This is a genomic window from Salisediminibacterium beveridgei (assembly GCF_001721685.1).
Lineage (GTDB): Bacteria > Bacillota > Bacilli > Bacillales > Salisediminibacteriaceae > Salisediminibacterium > Salisediminibacterium beveridgei.
This window is the reverse complement of the sequence record NZ_CP012502.1, coordinates 1,676,053-1,692,963: the sequence shown is the minus strand read 5'-3', so window position 1 is coordinate 1,692,963 and position 16,911 is coordinate 1,676,053. Positions and strand designations below refer to the sequence as shown.

The following is a 16,911-nucleotide window of genomic DNA, read 5'->3' as shown; positions in this document are numbered from 1 at the left end:
TTCCATCCTTCTCTTCCGGGAAAACCTCACAGCGATTCATTAGAACCGGCTTTCCTCTCTGGCGGGATACGGATGTACTCCTCCCCTTCTACGTTTCATCTTCAGTTCTATATCGTATTTTACTATGTCGAATAAGAAGAATCAAGATGCTGTTTTGCCAGTTAATCATCAGAAAGTTATTTTTCTTTCTGTGACAGAGTCAAGGCCTGTTTGATCCCCTCTTTGAAAGAGAATTTCCCGTACATCAAGACCCCACCTTTATACACTCGGGCCGCAATGATGTTGGCAATAATGGCACTGATGATCAATATTCCGGTGATCAGTGCTATTTCCCAGCCTGGAATCGGGGTCATACCAATTCTTAAGAATAACAGCTGGGGAGTGAAAAACGGAATGTAAGATAACCATTGAATCACCGGTGAATCAGGCGTATTTAAACCGAATACACTGACAAAAAAAGCAATCATCGCAAGAAAGATCAATGGTTGAATCGCTTGATTCACTTCCTCTGCACGACTCACCAGTGCCCCAAGCATTGCTGAAAGACCTCCGTACAGCAAATAGCCCAGAATGATCATCAAAATCGCATATCCTATCAGAGAATAATCAATCATGTCCGTGATGAAATTCTGAATCGTTTCCTGACCACTTGTATAAGCACCAATCAATGCAGCAATAACGATCGCTCCAATATTAATCATTCCTGCAATACCGATCCCCACAAGTTTTCCGAACATCTGGGTAACCGGATTAATACTTGATACAATCAACTCCATAACACGTGATGATTTCTCTGTCGCAATATCGGTAGCGATCATACTGCCAAATAAGATCACGATCATGTAGATGGCAAATACAAGTATATAAACCATCCAATACGATTGCATATACGATTCTTCTGTCTGAATATCACCGGCAGCCTGAGGTAAGGCCTCTTCTTCAAAAGCAATTCGACCTGCAAATATCTCCTCTTCCCGTTCATCCAAAGATAATTGACTCATCACAAAAAGTTCTCTTGCCTGATTGAGTTCCTGTTGTAAAACTTGACCAATGCGGAAATCCGTACCTTCGCCATAGAATGTGACATCAAGGGTTGCAGCATCACCTTCAATATGGAGTACTCCCTCAGGTTCGAAATCTTCATGTTCCATGTCATGAACAGCTTCTTGAGCTTCATCCAATGTCATTTCATCATCATGAAGATATTGATAGGATCCCATTTGGAAATCGGCAAGAATCAATCCTAAAGGTGAAGTTGCTTCGCCGGATTCGTCGAGACTTTCGTCCACCACATAGACGGCTTGTTCAGGCCCATTTCCTTCTGTATCAAAATCGTTTTCCTCTCTGTCAATGAAGAAACCAATAATGTTGAACCCGGCAATAATACCGATCACCATCACTGCAGTTGTAATCATAAAGGATTTTGATCTGATCCTTTGTTTCGATGTGTGGGCGAGTGTCGTCCAAAAATTATGCATGGCGATCTCCTCCCATCTGGTCAATGAAAATTTCGTGCAGCGATGGGTCATTTACCGTGAATTTTCTCACATAGCCTCTAAATGTAATTTCTTTAAAGATTTGTTTCGCCGCTTCCTCTCCACTTACCACAACAGTGGTTTCCAGTTTCGAGGGAGTGATTTGTTCGATTCCAGCCATATCAGCCAGGAAATCCAGCGAATAATCCGCTTCAATTGTGATGCTTTTCAATCCATAATTTCGCTTAATATCCTTGAGGTCCCCCTGCAGCAATGCCCTGCCGTGTTTCAGCATCACGACGTCATCACAGAGCTCTTCTACATTATGCATCTGGTGGCTGGAGAAAACGATGGTCGTGCCGTTTTTCTGCAAATCCAATACTGCTTCTTTCAGCATATCTGCATTGACTGGATCAAGACCGCTGAAAGGTTCGTCCAGAATCAGCAGTTCAGGGTTATGGAGAACAGATGCCATGAACTGAATTTTCTGCTGATTTCCTTTAGAAAGTTCTTCTACCCGTTTGTTCTCATATTCCTGAATTTGAAACCGCTCAAGCCAGCTCCTTAGTTCGTCTATAATCTCTGACTTTGTCATTTGCTTTAAGCGCATCAGATAAATCATTTGTTCCTTTACTGTCAGTTTAGGGAATAGTCCTCGTTCTTCAGGAAGATAGCCAACCAACGGAGTTCGCTTATAGCTCAAAGGCTCCCCCTTCCAATGTGCATGACCTTTTGTCGGATCAAGAAGGCCCAGTATCATCCGAAAAGTAGTGGTTTTTCCTGCACCGTTGGCCCCGAGCATACCAAATATCTTTCCCTTTTCTATGTTAAACGACAAACCGTTAACTGCGGTTGTACCGTTGAACGTTTTCGTCAGATTATGTATTTCAAGACTCATCTGCCTCACTCCCTTGCTGCAATTCTATGCTGAACGCTCCCGCACGGTCTACATACGGGAGCGTTCACTGAAAAGATTCATTCATTTACAAAAAAAGTTTTTTCTCCTCAATTATTCGGATTTTGGGCTGTCTTCGAAGCCAGTGCAGCAGACGATCCCGTTGTTTACCTACAATGAATGTTTCTGCATCTTTGCTGCTGACTGCGAGTTTTCCAAAGCCTTTTTTGACAATCCATGTTTGTTCTTCAGTACATTCAATGGTTTCAATGACGTTCACGTCTCGATCGGAAACGACTTCGAGCAACCGCAGGGAATCTTCGCTTGCGCTGACATACAGTTTGGATCCCTTGAAGTCTTTTCTGGTAACCGGCAAAACAAATTCACAGGTATTCCCTTTTGACTCGATCCATTCACGTATTAATTTCTCATGATCACTTGTCTGTTTTTTCTGATGATCCATTTTCATCACTCCTGTTACCGCTCTCTTCTGCCTCCTTGTTTTGTTCGACATTTGTTTGGTTTTTCCTTCTTTTGTAGGCATAGATGATACCTGCAATCAGCAATACCGGGATCAGTACCGGTGAAAAGCCGACGATAAACACCGTTGCAGAAGCTGCGGCCCTGATCAGACCGTTTATGGTGCCCATGAACTGATCCACCGCCCGTTCCCAGGTTTCTAAATCTTCACGATCCTGAATTTCCGTTGCCGGACGCTCGTTCAAGTATACATGCAACGTACTGTAGTCCACCCGGTTTTCCAAATAATTCATTCGTCCCTGGATCGTCTCAATTTCCTCTTGTACATCAGTCAATTGACTGGAGATGTTCAATAAGTCCTCTGTTGTTTCCGCGTCATCCATAAACGTCATCAGTCGTTCCTCCACGGCTTGCTGTGAACTGAGTCTGGATTCAAGGTCCACATACTCTTCTGTGACGTCCCGGCCGCTGGTGTACTGTTCAAGGACTTCTGCATCGGATTCTTCCAGATCAGCAATGAATGAAAAGAAGTTTTCCTGTGGAATCCGGATGACCATCCGGCCGGATCTGGTTCCGTCTTCTCCGCTGCGACTGGTGGCGGATTCAACAAGGTACCCGTTCACCTCTTCAATCTGCCTTTCGATATCCGTCACTGCAGCCCTGTAATCTTGAACCTCGAGATGTATATCCCCTTCATAAATGATTTGCCGATCACTTTCTTCAGGTTCGATAACTTCCTGTGCTACATTATCGCCTTCGGCTCTTTGTTCATTATCAAAATCCTGTTCTTCTACTGCGGCCATATCCTGCCCTGCCCCGTCTGCGGGCTGATTGCCTGCGTTATTCTCCATCGCCTCATTCGAGTCATTTTGTCCACTGCAGGCGCTCACAATCCATAATGTAACCAACAGGATCAGCATCCTTTTGAGGGTCTTTCTCATGACTGTCACGCTCCCTTCTATTTCCTTAGACGTAAATCGTTCTTTTATGTTTCATACTTCGTCGACTACTATGTCACACCATGATACAGTTACACCATGATAGGTCACGTTGTGACATATAATCGGGGGGTGATGATCTTGGCAAATTGGCAACTGACGGAACGGATTTTGGCTAAATATCAGCCGCTTTCTGAAACCGCATTTTATATTTTGCTTAGCTTAATGGTTCAGTCCAGTCACGGGTATGGCATCAGTAAATACGTCGCGGAGTTGACCGATGAACGGATTGTTCTCGGTTCAGGCACGATTTACGGGACGCTGAACAAAATGCTCAAAGACGGCCTCGTCACGGTGTATGCGGATGGTGAGCGAAAGAAAGTGTATGAAATTACCGAGCTTGGCTCATCCGTTTTTTACCGGGAAAAAGCACGCATCAAGGAAGTGTATGATCATTCCCTTACGATTGGAGGCGATTTGTCATGAATATAACCCAAAGCATTACCCGCAGGCGCTATCTATGGAGTCTGCATATTCACCGGACGGAAAAATGGCTCGAGGCGATGGCAGCAAACGGGTATCACTTACAGAATTTTAAAGGGCTATTGAATGGCTTTCAGTTTCATCATGGGTCTCCTGCGTCCGGAGCCTTTCGCATTGTTTACCAGAAGGCTTTTGCACTGCCCCGTGCCATGAAGGACGACGGCTGGTACACCGCCGCGTCCAAAGGCAATTGGCATGTGCTGCGGCATGATGATTTCACAGCCGGAGAATCAACGGATGTTGTCCGGGATGAACTGATTCAACGAAACAACCGGATCCGGACAGGTTGGCACATTTTTTTCGCACTGGTCATCACTTCCGTATTTTTCCAACTATCACTGTTCACCGTATTGTTTACGTCGAGTAACACGGTGGATGTTACGGTTCATACGAGTCCCTTTTGGCTGATTACGATTTTGTTTGGTCTGATTCAGCTTGGTATTTTGATCCTCGGATTATACTCTTTATTCAGGATTAAGGAAGAAAATCATGCACTCGCCCGGGATATGCGTTACTTGACGCAGGAACAGGCAGATGCCCTTGACGCCGCAAAAAGCAATCATCACGCCACTGTTCGCAAATGGCGACCCGCCTGGATGTCTTCACCTGATCGCACTGAAAAGTGGCTCGAGAAATATGCCGAAAAGGGATTGATTCTTCAAAAAGTCACATGGGCTGGCATCCGGTTTCACTTTGTTCAGGATTCGACGACTCATGCTGCCTATCACGTTCATTTTGAACGTACGGCGTCTCCGGCTTTTGAAACGGTTCATTATGAAGCTGGCTGGCATCCGCTATTTCGCACCAAGAGTCACACATTAAAATGGACGGTTTTTATGCAAACCTATGACCCTGATCGCGTAGCGAAACCTGTTTTTGATACAGATCCGGAATCCATTCGACGCTCAGCCCGAGATTTAGCCTTCACCCGTTCTGCATTACTGGGCTTTTTGATTTCACTTCAATTTCTAACTTTATGGAGAACAGTCAACCGTCTGTTCCGGGACGCATGGACATTTCAAACAATGGACATGGTGCTGCTCACCACTGCTTTGGGTCTGATTATCCTGTTGCTTGTCGATATCATCCGCTGTTGGCGCTATTATTTCCGTGTCCGTTCAGACGCATCTTAATTCTAAATGAGAAGGATTCTGTCGAAATGACGGGATCCTTTTTATGTTAGAGCCAACGATACAACGCTTTTCCATTTGTACCACGCTCCGTCATCCAATCTGAACTGCCCCCTTTGCTGATCAAACTTCTGAATGGTGCCAGTGATGTTTTCAACGTGTCCCGTTGTCCAGTAGCTGATCATCACAGGATTCCCCGTTGCATAAGCTTCCTGAGCACATCTCATCATTTCTTCGAGCTCCTGTTGATCCAAATCCGGTCTTGGGGCATAGCTTTTTTTACGATCTAATTCCTTCAGCAGTGCCCGGTGTTCCGGCAACATCATCTGTGTCCATTTTTTCATTCCACGGTCATGCATCACGTTGACCTCCCCGCTTTACAAAACATATGTTCGAACTTATACTGATACTATAAACCAAACATTTATTCGTATCAATAGGAGGCAAGACCGATGTTATATGATTTATTCCCTGTGCGCACAACCCTCTGTATTGATATGAAGTCCTTTTATGCATCCATTGCAGCCAGACAGTTGGGCCTAGATCCGTTAAAGGCCTGTATTGCTGTAGTAGGTGCAGAAGATTTTGATGGCAGTATCGTTCTCGCAGCATCTCCCGAAATGAAGCGCCGGTTCCGTATTAAAACCGGCAACAGGCGCTTTGATATCCCCCATCATCCGGCTATTCACATCGTCAATGCTGAAATGCTCACCTATCTTCAAGTCTCAGTGAGTATCACAGAAACCCTTCAGGACTATTTTGCTCCTGACGATCTCTTTGTGTACAGCGTGGACGAGGTGTTTGCTGCATTTGATCCGGTTTCTCATATGTGGGCTTCGGCGGAAGAAGCTGGCCGACATCTCCAGCAGCTCATTCTCCGAACGACAGGCGTTCCTTCGGTCATCGGGATTGGGGATAATATGCTGTTGAGTAAATTATGCCTGGACCTTGCGGCGAAAAAAACATCCTCAGGGATTGACCGTTGGACGTATGCCGATGTCCCGTCCGTTCTTTGGCCTCATCCTGTCGGATCCATGTGGGGCATCGGTTCAAGAAGCCAAAAGCGATTGAATAAAATGGGTATTCGTACAGTAGGAGAATTAGCCAAAGCCGGGGAAGCGAAACTGATCAGGGAGTTCGGTCAAGCAATGGGATCCCAGCTCTACTGGCATGCCCAAGGTGTTGATCTGACCGAATTGAAGCGTCATCCACCTGTGAAAGATGCGAGCATCTCCAACGGTCAAATTCTGATGCGTGACTATAGTTATGACGAAATCAAGGTGATTCTCCTTGAGATGACAGAAGAAGTCACCCGGCGCTGCCGAAAAGCAGGCGTTGCAGGCAATACGGTCGGTCTGATGATCGGCTACAGCTACGATACAGGCGGAGGTTTCAGCCGTACTCGTTCCCTGAGCGCATGTACAAATGTCAGTCGAACGGTTTACCAGGTTCTCATTTCTCTTTTGGATGATCATATGAGCACCGGTCTATCCATACGGCGAGTCAGTGTATCTTTGAGTGACTTCCAACCTGACCACTATGCACAACTGAATCTTTTCGAACCAGAGCGCGATAACGAAAAGGAACGTGAAATCGGACATGTCATGGATGAAATTCGTGACATGTATGGTCCGAACGCAATTCTCAGAGCTTCTTCCTACACCGATGCAGGTACAGCCAGACATCGTAACCTCCTCATCGGAGGCCACCGTCGTAAGTAGGAGATTCAGTCTTTGCTTGTTATTGCCATACCAATGAAGCCCGGCATCTTGTATAATGGTATCGATATCGGGAGGTGGAGACATGACTCAACAGCCAGGATTTAAACCCTTACAGCAAACAGAACTGATCGAACAATACGAAACGATAGTCATTACAGCGCAGGATTTCCAGGAGATTGAAACCATCAAACAAATCCTTGAAGAACACGATTATACAGTCTTTGCAGCCCCGAATCATTTTCGAAGTATGGAGCTGATGTACGAAGCAAAACCTCATGTCATGATCGTCGACAGTGAGTTTATTGACGGAAAGAAAGGCGAACGGTTTTTAACTCACCTGACAGAATACCTGAAAGCCCATCATGGATTTTTGATGGTCATATCAAACAATATATCGGAAACAGACAAAATGATGGGCTATTTGAATGGCATACATGATTTCATCGAAAAACCCATTTCAGCAAAACTGATCCATGCGCTGGTCCAAAACCGTTTGGGATATAAACGAAGAATCGACGAGGCGGTTCTGGTGGATGATTTAACGCGGACATTCAATCGGAAGTATATGAACGCCAAACTGAATGAAATGATAGCATGGTATCAGCGGACAGAAGATCCGGGAACGATTGCTTTGATCGATATTGATCACTTTAAGAAGGTGAATGATACCCACGGACACACCACAGGGGATGTTGTGTTGAATGAATTTGCAAGTATTTTGAATAACAAAACCAGGGAATCAGACATTGTCTGCCGGTACGGCGGAGAAGAGTTTGTGATCCTGTTCCCAAATACGCTTCCTGAAGATGGAAAGGCAGTGGTGGAACGGATTAGAAAGGAAGTTGAAACCCAGACCTTCGAATCTGATGATGGGGAACAGTTTTCCATTACGTTTTCCACTGGATTAAATTTCATATCCGAGCGTAATCTTGATGAGACGAAACTCATTGGAGAGACTGATGAAGCGCTCTATGATGCAAAGTCCAATGGCCGGAACAGAATAAGTCAATACGATACGTCGATGAAAATCACCGAGCAAACGCAAACTACCATTCATCTGATTGTCATTGAAGACACGGATATGATCAGAACAATGCTAAAAGATTATTTCAAGAAGCACGAGGTACAATTACCTTGGAATATCAGCGTGACAACGTATTCTGACGGAGAGGGATTCCTCGCATCCAAATGGTATGAAAGCGGCGAGAAATACGTTCTATTACTGGACGCAATTATGCCTGGAAAAGATGGATTTGAAACACTGAAAACCATACGAAAAGAGTACCCCTCCGAAAATATCGTTGTAGCCATGCTCACTGGCTTAACAGATGGTAATTATGTGATCGAAGCGTTGAAACTCGGCGCCGATGATTACCTGTTCAAACCACTGGATATGCCTATTGTATTCAAACGGACAGAGCGTTTGATCAAGCGCTTATTGAAAGTATAATAAAAGAGGCTGGGACAAAAAGCCTTGAATGATCAAAATACGCTTCCGATTATCATAAATTGATAGTCGGAAGCGTTTTGTCTGTTGATACAAATATAAAAAACAGTATAACGCAGTGTACTTTCTCAAGTTCACTGCCATGAGTGCAAAACCCATTTCTTTTTTCACTTTGTCTTTGCCTCTCACCGACATTCTGGTGAAATGCAAATTGGCCTTCAGAAATCCAAAAACTGGTTCGACATCGACTTTACGTCTGCCATAAATCGCGCCAGTTTCTTCTTCCGAAAGCAGTTGACGAATATGCTCTTTTTGCAGCTCCCATTTTTCATTGTAATAAACCTTACGGTTTTTGCCTTCTTTCGCTTTTGTGCAACTGGCCCGTAAGGGACAGCCCGTGCAGTCTTCACTTTCATAGACCTTGAATGTTCGTTCGAATCCTGCGCGATCGGTTCGTTTGGATACATAGCGAAAGGTGACTTTTTTGCCGTTTGGACAGAGAAAATAGTCTTGATCCTGATTGTAATTCCAATTCATCACATGGTAGCGATCGGTTTTGAATGACCGTTTCTTTTCTTTTCGGTACATACTATACGTGATCAGTGGTGTGCTTGATAGACGGTTCAAAAAAATATCCTCATAATTTTGTTCGCTTCCGTATCCGGCGTCCCCAACAATATAGTCAGGCAGTGAAAAGTACCGTCTCTCGATGGTATCCAGAAATGGAATCAGGGTTCGTGTGTCAGTCGGATTTGGATAGATGTCATAAGCGAGCGTATATTGTCCTTCCGTTGCAATCTGGAGATTGTAACCGGCTTTCAGTTGGCCATTTTTCATATAGTCATCTTTCATTCTCATAAACGTGGCATCATGATCGGTTTTCGAGTAACTGTTACGATCACCCAGGATCGCGAGATCCTTCTCATAACGTGCTTTACGTTCGATGAAATCCTGAAATTTTTTACGCTTTTCTTTCGGCTTTTTCCGCTCTGATCTCAGTCTTTTTCTTTCCTTCGCATCATCATTCTCTTCGATTTGCTTGTCGTAATCCTGAACGGTCTGGTCCAACTCTTCATGAACTTTATTCAGCTCATCATCCGTTAAGGCTTCCTGATCTTCCAGTTCAATCGCAGGAATGATTTCCTGTTCAATCAGTTCATCATAGATCGCATTTGATTTCGTAACGATATCATGATGATACCGTTGCACGGATTTTTTCCATACGAACGTGAATTTATTCGCGTTGGCTTCGATCTTTGTACCATCAATAAAAATTGCTTCGTTATCAATTGCTTCTTCCTGAACCAGTCGGCTTCTGAATTGCACAAAACACTGACGTAAGAGCTCTTCAACGTCGGGATGTACTCTGAATCGATTGATCGTCCGGTAGGTCGGCGCGTGTCCTTGTGCCAGCCACATCATTCGAATACTGTCCTGCAATAAGGCTTCAATTTTCCGTCCAGAAAAAGTCGATTGAGTATACGCACAGAGAATCACCTTCATCATCATTTTCGGATGATAAGAAGGGCGACCCTGACTTTTATAAAAAGCTTCAAAAGCTTCTTCAGGTATCGATTCAACCAAGTCATTCACTGCAAAAGCGACATCATTTTTTTGTAATTGAAGCGATAAATCCATCGGCAAAACGAGCTGATTCATGTTATAATCGAGAAACATAAGGATACCTCCGGTTTTGTTATGACTTGGTCGTTCTAACTTAATCCGAAGGTATCCTTTTTTTATGTAAAAATCAAGACCTGACGGTCTTTCAATGCAGTTGATTGTCAAAAATACATGAGACGCCTGCGGGAAAAGCAAGAGCTGAAGATCCACCGGCGGTGGTTTTCCGACGGTTAGCTGAAGCCTTGCCCGCGGCAAGCGATTGTATTTTTGCACAATCAACCCTTCTATACAGAAAACCCACACCGTTTGGTGTGGGCCTCTTTATTTACTGGGTTTTGTCCCAGCCTCCTTTTACTGGAAATGATTAACGCAGCATATCAAAAACCTGTTCAACATCTTTGTCACCACGGCCGGAAATATTTATAATCACGGCTTGATCCGATGTGAATTCATGGGCGAGATTCTTGGCCAAAGCAACGGCATGAGCGCTCTCGAGTGCAGGAATAATGCCTTCTTTTCTCGAAAGCAATTGAAACGCTTCGAGCACTTCTTTTTTACTCACTGTATAATACTCCGCTCGTCCAGAGGTCTTCAATTGGCTGTGCTCCGGTCCAATTCCGGGATAATCAAGTCCTGCGGCAATCGAATGGGTCGGCAATGGATTCCCCTCTGAGTCTTGAAGCAACAGGCACTTAAAGCCATGAATCACCGCTGGTGTGCCCTCAGTCATTGTCGCAGCCTCTTCGGGTTCCACTCCGATCAAACGTACAGAAGGTTCATCGATATAATGGGCAAAAGCACCGATCGCATTGCTGCCTCCCCCAGTAACTGCAAAGACGGCTGCAGGAAGCTGCCCCTCTTTGTCGAGGATCTGTCGTTTGGATTCCTCACTGCTCACCGCCTGAAAATGTTTCACCATCGAAGGGAACGGATGAGGGCCCACAGCTGAACCCAAAAGATAAAAGGTCGACTCATAGTTTTCGACAAGATCGCCAAGTGCCGCATCCACCGCATCCTTTAAGCGCCCTTGTCCGGAAGTAACCGGGATTACTTTTGCACCCAAAAGCTCCATTCGAAAAACGTTTAAAGACTGCCGCTTCATGTCCACTTCACCCATATAGATCGAACAGTCCATGCCAAACATGGCACAAGCCGTAGCTGTGGCAACGCCATGCTGTCCGGCCCCGGTTTCTGCAATAATCCGGTGCGCGCCCATCCTTTCAGCTAAGAGAATCTGTCCGATTACATTATTGATCTTATGGGCACCTGTATGATTTAAATCTTCACGCTTCAGATAGATCTTTGGTCCGCCAAAATCCTCACTCAGATGTTTGGCATATGAGAGCGGGTTTTCACGGCCGACAAAATCTTTTAAACACGCTTTATACGCCAGATTAAAATCGTCATCGTCTTTGTATTTCAAGAACGATTCTTCAAGCAGGTCCAAGACCTCTTGAAGGGATTGCGGTACAAAACTTCCACCAAACTCACCAAAATAACCCTTTTCTCTTGTTTCTGACCGGTTCATTTTCAACACTCTCCTCAGCTGGTGCTCGGCTAATTTTTTCTTTAGATTTGTAAAGATGATAATAGCTTATCGAATATTTAAAAGTGCTGTCAACGAAATATTCAGCTCCCTGTGTCTTCAAAATTAGTTCGATTAGCAGACCAACTATCAGGGAATGCAAGATGACAAGTGCATATAAAGAAATAATCGGGCTGTTTTCCTCTCATGACTGAAGTCACGAGTATCCAACAGCCTCAGTTCATGAAAAGGAGATCACACGATGTATAACAAAGGATTGCTCATCTATAATGAACACGCAGGAAACCAGGATAAATATAATCAGATCGGTGAGGCAGTGAAGGCGATTACGCCCTATGTAAGAGCATTGACGATCCAAAAGTCTGAAGCCCCGGGAGATATTGAACAAATAGCCGCTGAAAAAGGAGTGGAAATGGATATCGTTTTTGTCATGGGCGGTGACGGAACACTTCACGAAGCAATCAATGGGATCGCACCGTTGAAAGAGCGACCGGTAATTGGTATTTTACCTGCTGGTACGTCTAATGATTTTGCCCGTAGTATCGGTGTGCCCATCCATGTTAAAAATGCGGCTTTACTCGCAGGACAAGGAAAAGAAACGGCGGTTGACCTGGGGCAAATCAATGAACGCTATTTTATAAATTTCGCTGGCGTAGGCTTGGTGACTCAGGTTTCTGAAAATATAGATGAGAATTTAAAACAAACAACTGGTCCATTCAGTTACATGTACAGTGCACTTAAAACGGTGCAAGAAACGAGTCAGCCATTTCGTTATAAAATAATCGACGACGAAAACCAGCAACATGCTGGAACCGCAGTGATGATTGCTGTACTAAATGGAAAATCAATCGGGACAACAGAAATTCCCTTTGCAAACGAAATGCCTGATCAAGGAAGTATGAAACTTGTCATAGTGAGGGAGGCTGGACTGCACCTGTTTCGCGAATGGTTACAATTCAAAGTGAAGCCGGAAAGTCCTCAGGAAGAGCCGTCTATAGAAGTTTACGACACAGCGTCATTCACTTTGACAACCGAAGATAAGATGGATGTGGATACAGACGGGGAAACATACCAGGAATCGCATTTTGTATTTCAGGCGTTACCTGCCTATATTCGTTTTTTAATCCCCTTGGAATGATGTCAATTAATGCAGCAGAAGTTCTCCTTGATCGTTAATTCTTGCATGAATCATTGATTCTTCATGGGTGAAAAAATATTGCCGGTTACCTACGCGTATTATGACATCCGGATGAACCAGACTGGCCCGGATGAAACCATCCGCATCGGCTTTCAGAATGGTCCTGACGCCGGAAGGTGAGCCCACGGTGTGAAGATCCGTCGAAAAGGTATCGGTTTCACCCCCGATCAATTTGCCGTCGCATGTCAGGTGACCGCCTGCAATGACCGTCGAGTGCAACAGCCCCTTACCGAGTACACGGATATCACGACTTGCTTCGAGGAAACTCTTAGTCGCATAATTAATAGTGATATCCGCCTCCTTCGAACCAGGAGCTTCACAAATCGCAAGGAGCTCCTTTCCCTGATGATAAATTTCCTGGAGAGCTTCCAATGAGAAATATTTCTGCAGTCGAAAACTGAGGAAATGTCTTTCAATAGCCTGCCTGAAATCCATCCAGACGGATTCGAGGCGTTCCTGGTTCTCACTGATCAGTGCTGTCAACTCTTTGCCGTTTTGCTCAATGGCAGGAAAACGGGACTCTTTCACCCGTTGAACAAGTGTACCGACTTTAGAAGGGTCGAGAAAATAAGTTTGAAATTCTTCGACATGACGGAGTTGATTCAGGGCATTTACAAATGCTTCATAATCAGTCATGAATGCACTTAACCGCGATCCAAGTGTATTCAGAATCACACTGTTTTTTCCGGCAATGACTGTGGAGCTGATGACATTTTTTCCGACAATGACTGACTCCCTTGCTTGAATTGTCGTATGATAAACACCGTTATGAATAAAGATTGTTCCTTCTGCAGAAACTTTCATGCCATCCGTGACATCTCCTGAAACTTCGACGTCTCCTACGAATCGAACGTGGCCGTCCTTTGGTTTTAGATCTCCTTTGTGTGTATACTTCGGTGCAATAACAATTCTGTACAGATTCCCAGAAATTTCAATTTGGGGGCGCCCTGGTACAAGTGCAAGAATCGATTGATTTTCGGAAATTGCAATATCCTTACTGCTTTTAATAGAAATAGGGGCTCCGTCAGACGCTTTCAACACATCCCCTGTCACGCTGATCCCGTCAACACCATCTGTAGCTTCGATGATTCTGGCGATTTCTTCTCCTTTACGGATTCCCGGGATTGTAAGGGAGTCGCGGATATCAATCTTACCTTCATTATCTTCACTACTGAGCAACCGCTCATGATTCAATGCTACATGTACATCCAGCAATGCGTCCTCCCCATCTACATGGGGTCTGCCCTTTGCAATCAGAAATTCTCCTTCTTTATGTGTATCACAAGCGCGTTCAATAGCAGAATCATCAATGCCAAAAATGATATTCATTTCATGCAATTTATCAAAAATCATATTCTCCGCCACCTCGTTATCCGGTTGTTCGAAATAACCTAAGGTGAGCTGTAAATCTGAGTCGGGTTGATGGTCTTCGAGAAAAGGGACGAGATACTTTCCGGGCATGATCTTCAGAAACACTTCCTGTGTTGACTCGTCCATCCGGACAGACCACTCGCTGTCCTGTTTCACGTATGGCATAGTAAAGCGAATCTGATCACCTTCATACAATGTGACCGAACCTTGTGCACGTTGGTTATTGATGTACATTGTTAATTCTTCGGGAATTGTAATGCCCGGTTGCAATGCCTCATTTGCAGAAAAAATCAGTTCACCTGACTTAATCCAAGCCTTTCCCGTAAGGAAAAAATCTGATTTTTCATCCCGTGAACCTGTATGAACAGAAGAATCGATCCACTTGTCAAGGTGATGTAAAACTTGATTATCCAGAACGGGTTTTGGGGATACGCTGATTCGGTATTTTTTACGATTGAACCCGATAATTTTTTTCCTCACTTGAATCACATCAATGGATAAATGATCTGCTGGGATCCCGAGAATAACGCTTGCCTTTTCGACAGCATCTTCGTAGCTTTTCCCCTCAAATTCAATCGATTTCATCACGATATCACCTGCCATTGTTTGATCGACTTGACACTAGTATACCTTTAATCTTCCGAATTCCAAAATCATCTAAGTTTGACAGCAACATAAATACTATTGTCCTATGACACATTCACCAGATTAAACTGAAACATTGTCTAAGATCATGGATTATGAGAGAATATGTGAGATCATGTTTAGGCTAGTGCAATAAAGGTTAATGAAGTATGAACTTATGTTGTTTTTCAAAAAACAACAAATTAAAAAGGAGGAATAATATGGGTAAGAGATCGAAAATATTAACAACGTTCCAAGCATCTGCAAAAACACCCGTATTTATCATTGCATTAAGTTTTTCAATACTTTTTGTCATTTTAGGCTTTAGTTTGCCTAACTTTGAAACCTATGTCGACAACACTTTTGCATGGGTTGTCGAATACCTAGGGTGGACATTTATTCTCGGAAGCAGTGCATTTGTCATTGTGGTGATCTTCCTCATCATTAGTCCCGTCGGGGAAATACGGCTTGGTGGTGACAGGGAAAAACCAGAATATTCTACTATGGCCTGGTTTTCCATGCTGTTCAGTGCCGGTATGGGGATAGGGCTGTTATTCTGGGGTGTATCGGAACCGATCAATCACTATGAGTGGCCACCGATGGGCGAAGCAGGCACAGAAGAAGCGTTACATATGGCTATGCAGTATTCATTCTTTCATTGGGGAATTCACCCTTGGGCCATTTATGCGATTGTAGCCGGCTCCCTTGCCTATTTTACGTATCGTAAAGGACTGCCGATGCTGCTCAGTTCAACACTCGAACCGATAATTGGTGCAGATCGGATCAATGGAAAAACAGGCAATACTGTCAATATCATTGCTGCTATCTCCACGCTGTTTGGAATCTCCACGTCCTTAGGATTTGGTGTGATGCAGATCAGTGCAGGGATGGAACTCACATTTGGTATACCAGACAGTGAACTCTTATGGGTAGCGATCGTCGTTGTGGTTACGTTAATGGCTATTCTCTCGACAACATCCGGTATTCACAGAGGGATTAAGTGGTTAAGTCAAATCAACCTCTCTGTTGCAGGGCTGTTATTACTATTTGTTCTGGTTCTCGGTCCGACTTTATTCATTCTGAATTTGTTCACCCATTCATCAGGCGCATATTTCGGAAATCTTCTTTCCATGTCCTTCGGTATGGATGCCGCAGGAGAGCATACAGAAGGCTGGTATGATGCATGGACGATTTTCTACTGGGCATGGTGGATTTCATGGGCACCATTTGTTGGTACCTTTATCGCACGTGTATCACGCGGTCGTACCATTCGAAGTTTTGCCGCTGGTGTCATGCTTGTTCCTATGTTGCTAAGTATGGTCTGGTTCAGCGTATTCGGTGGCGCGGCTCTGTATAACGAACATTTCACTGGCGGAACGATCCTTTCAGATGTATTGGAAAACGAAGCCCTCGGGTTCTTTTCCATGCTTCAGACATTCCCATTTTCCGGACTTCTAGTTGTTGTAGCAATGCTATCTCTGACAGCATTCTTTGTAACCTCCTCCGACTCCGGAACTTATGTCATCGGGATGCTGACATCGCAAGGTAACCCGAATCCTCCATTATTGCTCCGGATTACATGGGGTACCATTGAAGGTGCATTCGCAGCCGTTCTTCTGCTTGCAGGTGGACTACAGGCACTGCAGACATCTGCCGTCGTTGGCGGTTTCCCGTTCATGGTTATTATGTTCTTTATGGTGTTTTCTTTACTCAAAGCATTATTTCAGGAATACAACCAGCAGTCACTTCCATCCGAACGTACACGTGTCTTCGCTGCGCTTGAAGACCTCGAACGTGAACGGAAGATTGAAGGCGACGTCTTCCATGATGAACCATTGAGTGATGAAGAACTTGAAGATATTGAACAGAAAGAACTTGAAGAACTTGAAAGAGAATACCGCGAGTAAAACACACTTAAGC

General features: G+C 44.4%; 14 protein-coding genes and 1 other annotated feature (1 of these 15 only partly in view). Of the genes, 6 read left to right on the top strand and 8 right to left on the bottom strand.

Annotation, left to right across the window (positions count from 1 at the left end):
• Positions 1-100 (bottom strand) — a binding site (T-box leader); it reaches 161 nt to the left of the window's first position.
• 76 nt (positions 101-176) lie between these two features.
• The 4 genes from BBEV_RS07885 to BBEV_RS07870 all read right to left on the bottom strand — a co-directional run bounded on the left by BBEV_RS07885 (position 177) and on the right by BBEV_RS07870 (position 3,791).
• Positions 177-1,478, bottom strand: coding sequence for an ABC transporter permease (locus BBEV_RS07885; RefSeq protein WP_069364971.1), 1,302 nt, complete (start codon positions 1,476-1,478; stop codon positions 177-179).
• Entirely contained in the window at positions 1,471-2,373 is a 903-nt protein-coding gene (locus tag BBEV_RS07880; RefSeq protein WP_069364970.1) for an ABC transporter ATP-binding protein, read from the bottom strand. The genes BBEV_RS07885 and BBEV_RS07880 overlap by 8 nt, the downstream gene beginning before the upstream one ends.
• An 85-nt stretch (positions 2,374-2,458) precedes the next feature.
• On the bottom strand, positions 2,459-2,833 hold the full coding sequence (locus BBEV_RS07875) for a hypothetical protein (RefSeq protein WP_069364969.1): 375 nt from the start codon (positions 2,831-2,833) through the stop codon (positions 2,459-2,461).
• On the bottom strand, positions 2,805-3,791 hold the full coding sequence (locus BBEV_RS07870; protein ID WP_069364968.1) for a DUF4349 domain-containing protein: 987 nt from the start codon (positions 3,789-3,791) through the stop codon (positions 2,805-2,807). Before BBEV_RS07870 ends, BBEV_RS07875 begins: the two co-directional genes overlap by 29 nt.
• A gap of 138 nt (positions 3,792-3,929) precedes the next feature.
• Here BBEV_RS07870 and BBEV_RS07865 point away from each other — a divergent pair, with 138 nt between their 5' ends.
• Complete coding sequence (locus tag BBEV_RS07865; protein WP_232318287.1) at positions 3,930-4,274, top strand: PadR family transcriptional regulator; 345 nt, start codon at positions 3,930-3,932, stop codon at positions 4,272-4,274.
• Positions 4,271-5,464 (top strand): DUF2812 domain-containing protein, encoded by a 1,194-nt coding sequence (locus tag BBEV_RS07860; RefSeq protein ID WP_069364966.1) that lies wholly within the window; start codon positions 4,271-4,273, stop codon positions 5,462-5,464. Before BBEV_RS07865 ends, BBEV_RS07860 begins: the two co-directional genes overlap by 4 nt.
• A 41-nt stretch (positions 5,465-5,505) precedes the next feature.
• On the opposite strand, the gene BBEV_RS07855 is transcribed toward BBEV_RS07860, so the two are convergent.
• Positions 5,506-5,820, bottom strand: coding sequence for a YolD-like family protein (locus tag BBEV_RS07855; RefSeq protein ID WP_069364965.1), 315 nt, complete (start codon positions 5,818-5,820; stop codon positions 5,506-5,508).
• Between the two features lie 93 nt (positions 5,821-5,913).
• Between BBEV_RS07855 and BBEV_RS07850 the strand changes: the two genes are divergently transcribed.
• Entirely contained in the window at positions 5,914-7,182 is a 1,269-nt protein-coding gene (locus tag BBEV_RS07850) for a Y-family DNA polymerase (protein WP_069364964.1), read from the top strand.
• 82 nt (positions 7,183-7,264) lie between these two features.
• Positions 7,265-8,632, top strand: a complete 1,368-nt coding sequence (locus BBEV_RS07845) for a GGDEF domain-containing response regulator (protein WP_069364963.1) — start codon at positions 7,265-7,267, stop codon at positions 8,630-8,632.
• On the opposite strand, the gene BBEV_RS07840 is transcribed toward BBEV_RS07845, so the two are convergent.
• Together BBEV_RS07840 and trpB are read right to left on the bottom strand one after the other, a co-directional pair.
• Positions 8,618-10,306 carry an IS1182 family transposase gene (locus BBEV_RS07840; protein WP_232318310.1) on the bottom strand — a complete coding sequence of 563 codons (1,689 nt, stop codon included), beginning with the start codon at positions 10,304-10,306 and terminating at the stop codon, positions 8,618-8,620. The genes BBEV_RS07845 and BBEV_RS07840 overlap by 15 nt on opposite strands.
• Before the next feature lie 310 nt (positions 10,307-10,616).
• Positions 10,617-11,780: a tryptophan synthase subunit beta gene (trpB, locus tag BBEV_RS07835; protein WP_069364961.1), complete on the bottom strand. Its 1,164-nt coding sequence runs from the start codon at positions 11,778-11,780 to the stop codon at positions 10,617-10,619.
• A 259-nt stretch (positions 11,781-12,039) separates the two neighbouring features.
• Between trpB and BBEV_RS07830 the strand changes: the two genes are divergently transcribed.
• Positions 12,040-12,936: a diacylglycerol/lipid kinase family protein gene (locus BBEV_RS07830; RefSeq protein WP_069364960.1), complete on the top strand. Its 897-nt coding sequence runs from the start codon at positions 12,040-12,042 to the stop codon at positions 12,934-12,936.
• A 6-nt stretch (positions 12,937-12,942) separates the two neighbouring features.
• Here BBEV_RS07830 and BBEV_RS07825 read toward each other — a convergent pair whose 3' ends face one another.
• A complete protein-coding gene (locus BBEV_RS07825; protein ID WP_084007293.1) occupies positions 12,943-14,970 on the bottom strand; it encodes a flagellar assembly protein A in 2,028 nt (675 codons plus the stop codon).
• A 242-nt stretch (positions 14,971-15,212) separates the two neighbouring features.
• On the opposite strand from BBEV_RS07825, the gene BBEV_RS07820 reads away from it, so the two are divergent.
• On the top strand, positions 15,213-16,898 hold the full coding sequence (locus BBEV_RS07820) for a BCCT family transporter (protein WP_069364958.1): 1,686 nt from the start codon (positions 15,213-15,215) through the stop codon (positions 16,896-16,898).
• Positions 16,899-16,911: the final 13 nt, after the last annotated feature.

Coding starts and splice junctions, on each gene's coding strand:
- BBEV_RS07885 (WP_069364971.1), bottom strand. CDS start 1,478: ATGCATAATTTTTGGACGACACTCGCCCACACATCGAAACAAAGGATC.
- BBEV_RS07880 (WP_069364970.1), bottom strand. CDS start 2,373: ATGAGTCTTGAAATACATAATCTGACGAAAACGTTCAACGGTACAACC.
- BBEV_RS07875 (WP_069364969.1), bottom strand. CDS start 2,833: ATGGATCATCAGAAAAAACAGACAAGTGATCATGAGAAATTAATACGT.
- BBEV_RS07870 (WP_069364968.1), bottom strand. CDS start 3,791: ATGAGAAAGACCCTCAAAAGGATGCTGATCCTGTTGGTTACATTATGG.
- BBEV_RS07860 (WP_069364966.1), top strand. CDS start 4,271: ATGAATATAACCCAAAGCATTACCCGCAGGCGCTATCTATGGAGTCTG.
- BBEV_RS07855 (WP_069364965.1), bottom strand. CDS start 5,820: ATGCATGACCGTGGAATGAAAAAATGGACACAGATGATGTTGCCGGAA.
- BBEV_RS07850 (WP_069364964.1), top strand. CDS start 5,914: ATGTTATATGATTTATTCCCTGTGCGCACAACCCTCTGTATTGATATG.
- BBEV_RS07845 (WP_069364963.1), top strand. CDS start 7,265: ATGACTCAACAGCCAGGATTTAAACCCTTACAGCAAACAGAACTGATC.
- BBEV_RS07840 (WP_232318310.1), bottom strand. CDS start 10,306: ATGTTTCTCGATTATAACATGAATCAGCTCGTTTTGCCGATGGATTTA.
- trpB (WP_069364961.1), bottom strand. CDS start 11,780: ATGAACCGGTCAGAAACAAGAGAAAAGGGTTATTTTGGTGAGTTTGGT.
- BBEV_RS07830 (WP_069364960.1), top strand. CDS start 12,040: ATGTATAACAAAGGATTGCTCATCTATAATGAACACGCAGGAAACCAG.
- BBEV_RS07825 (WP_084007293.1), bottom strand. CDS start 14,970: ATGGCAGGTGATATCGTGATGAAATCGATTGAATTTGAGGGGAAAAGC.
- BBEV_RS07820 (WP_069364958.1), top strand. CDS start 15,213: ATGGGTAAGAGATCGAAAATATTAACAACGTTCCAAGCATCTGCAAAA.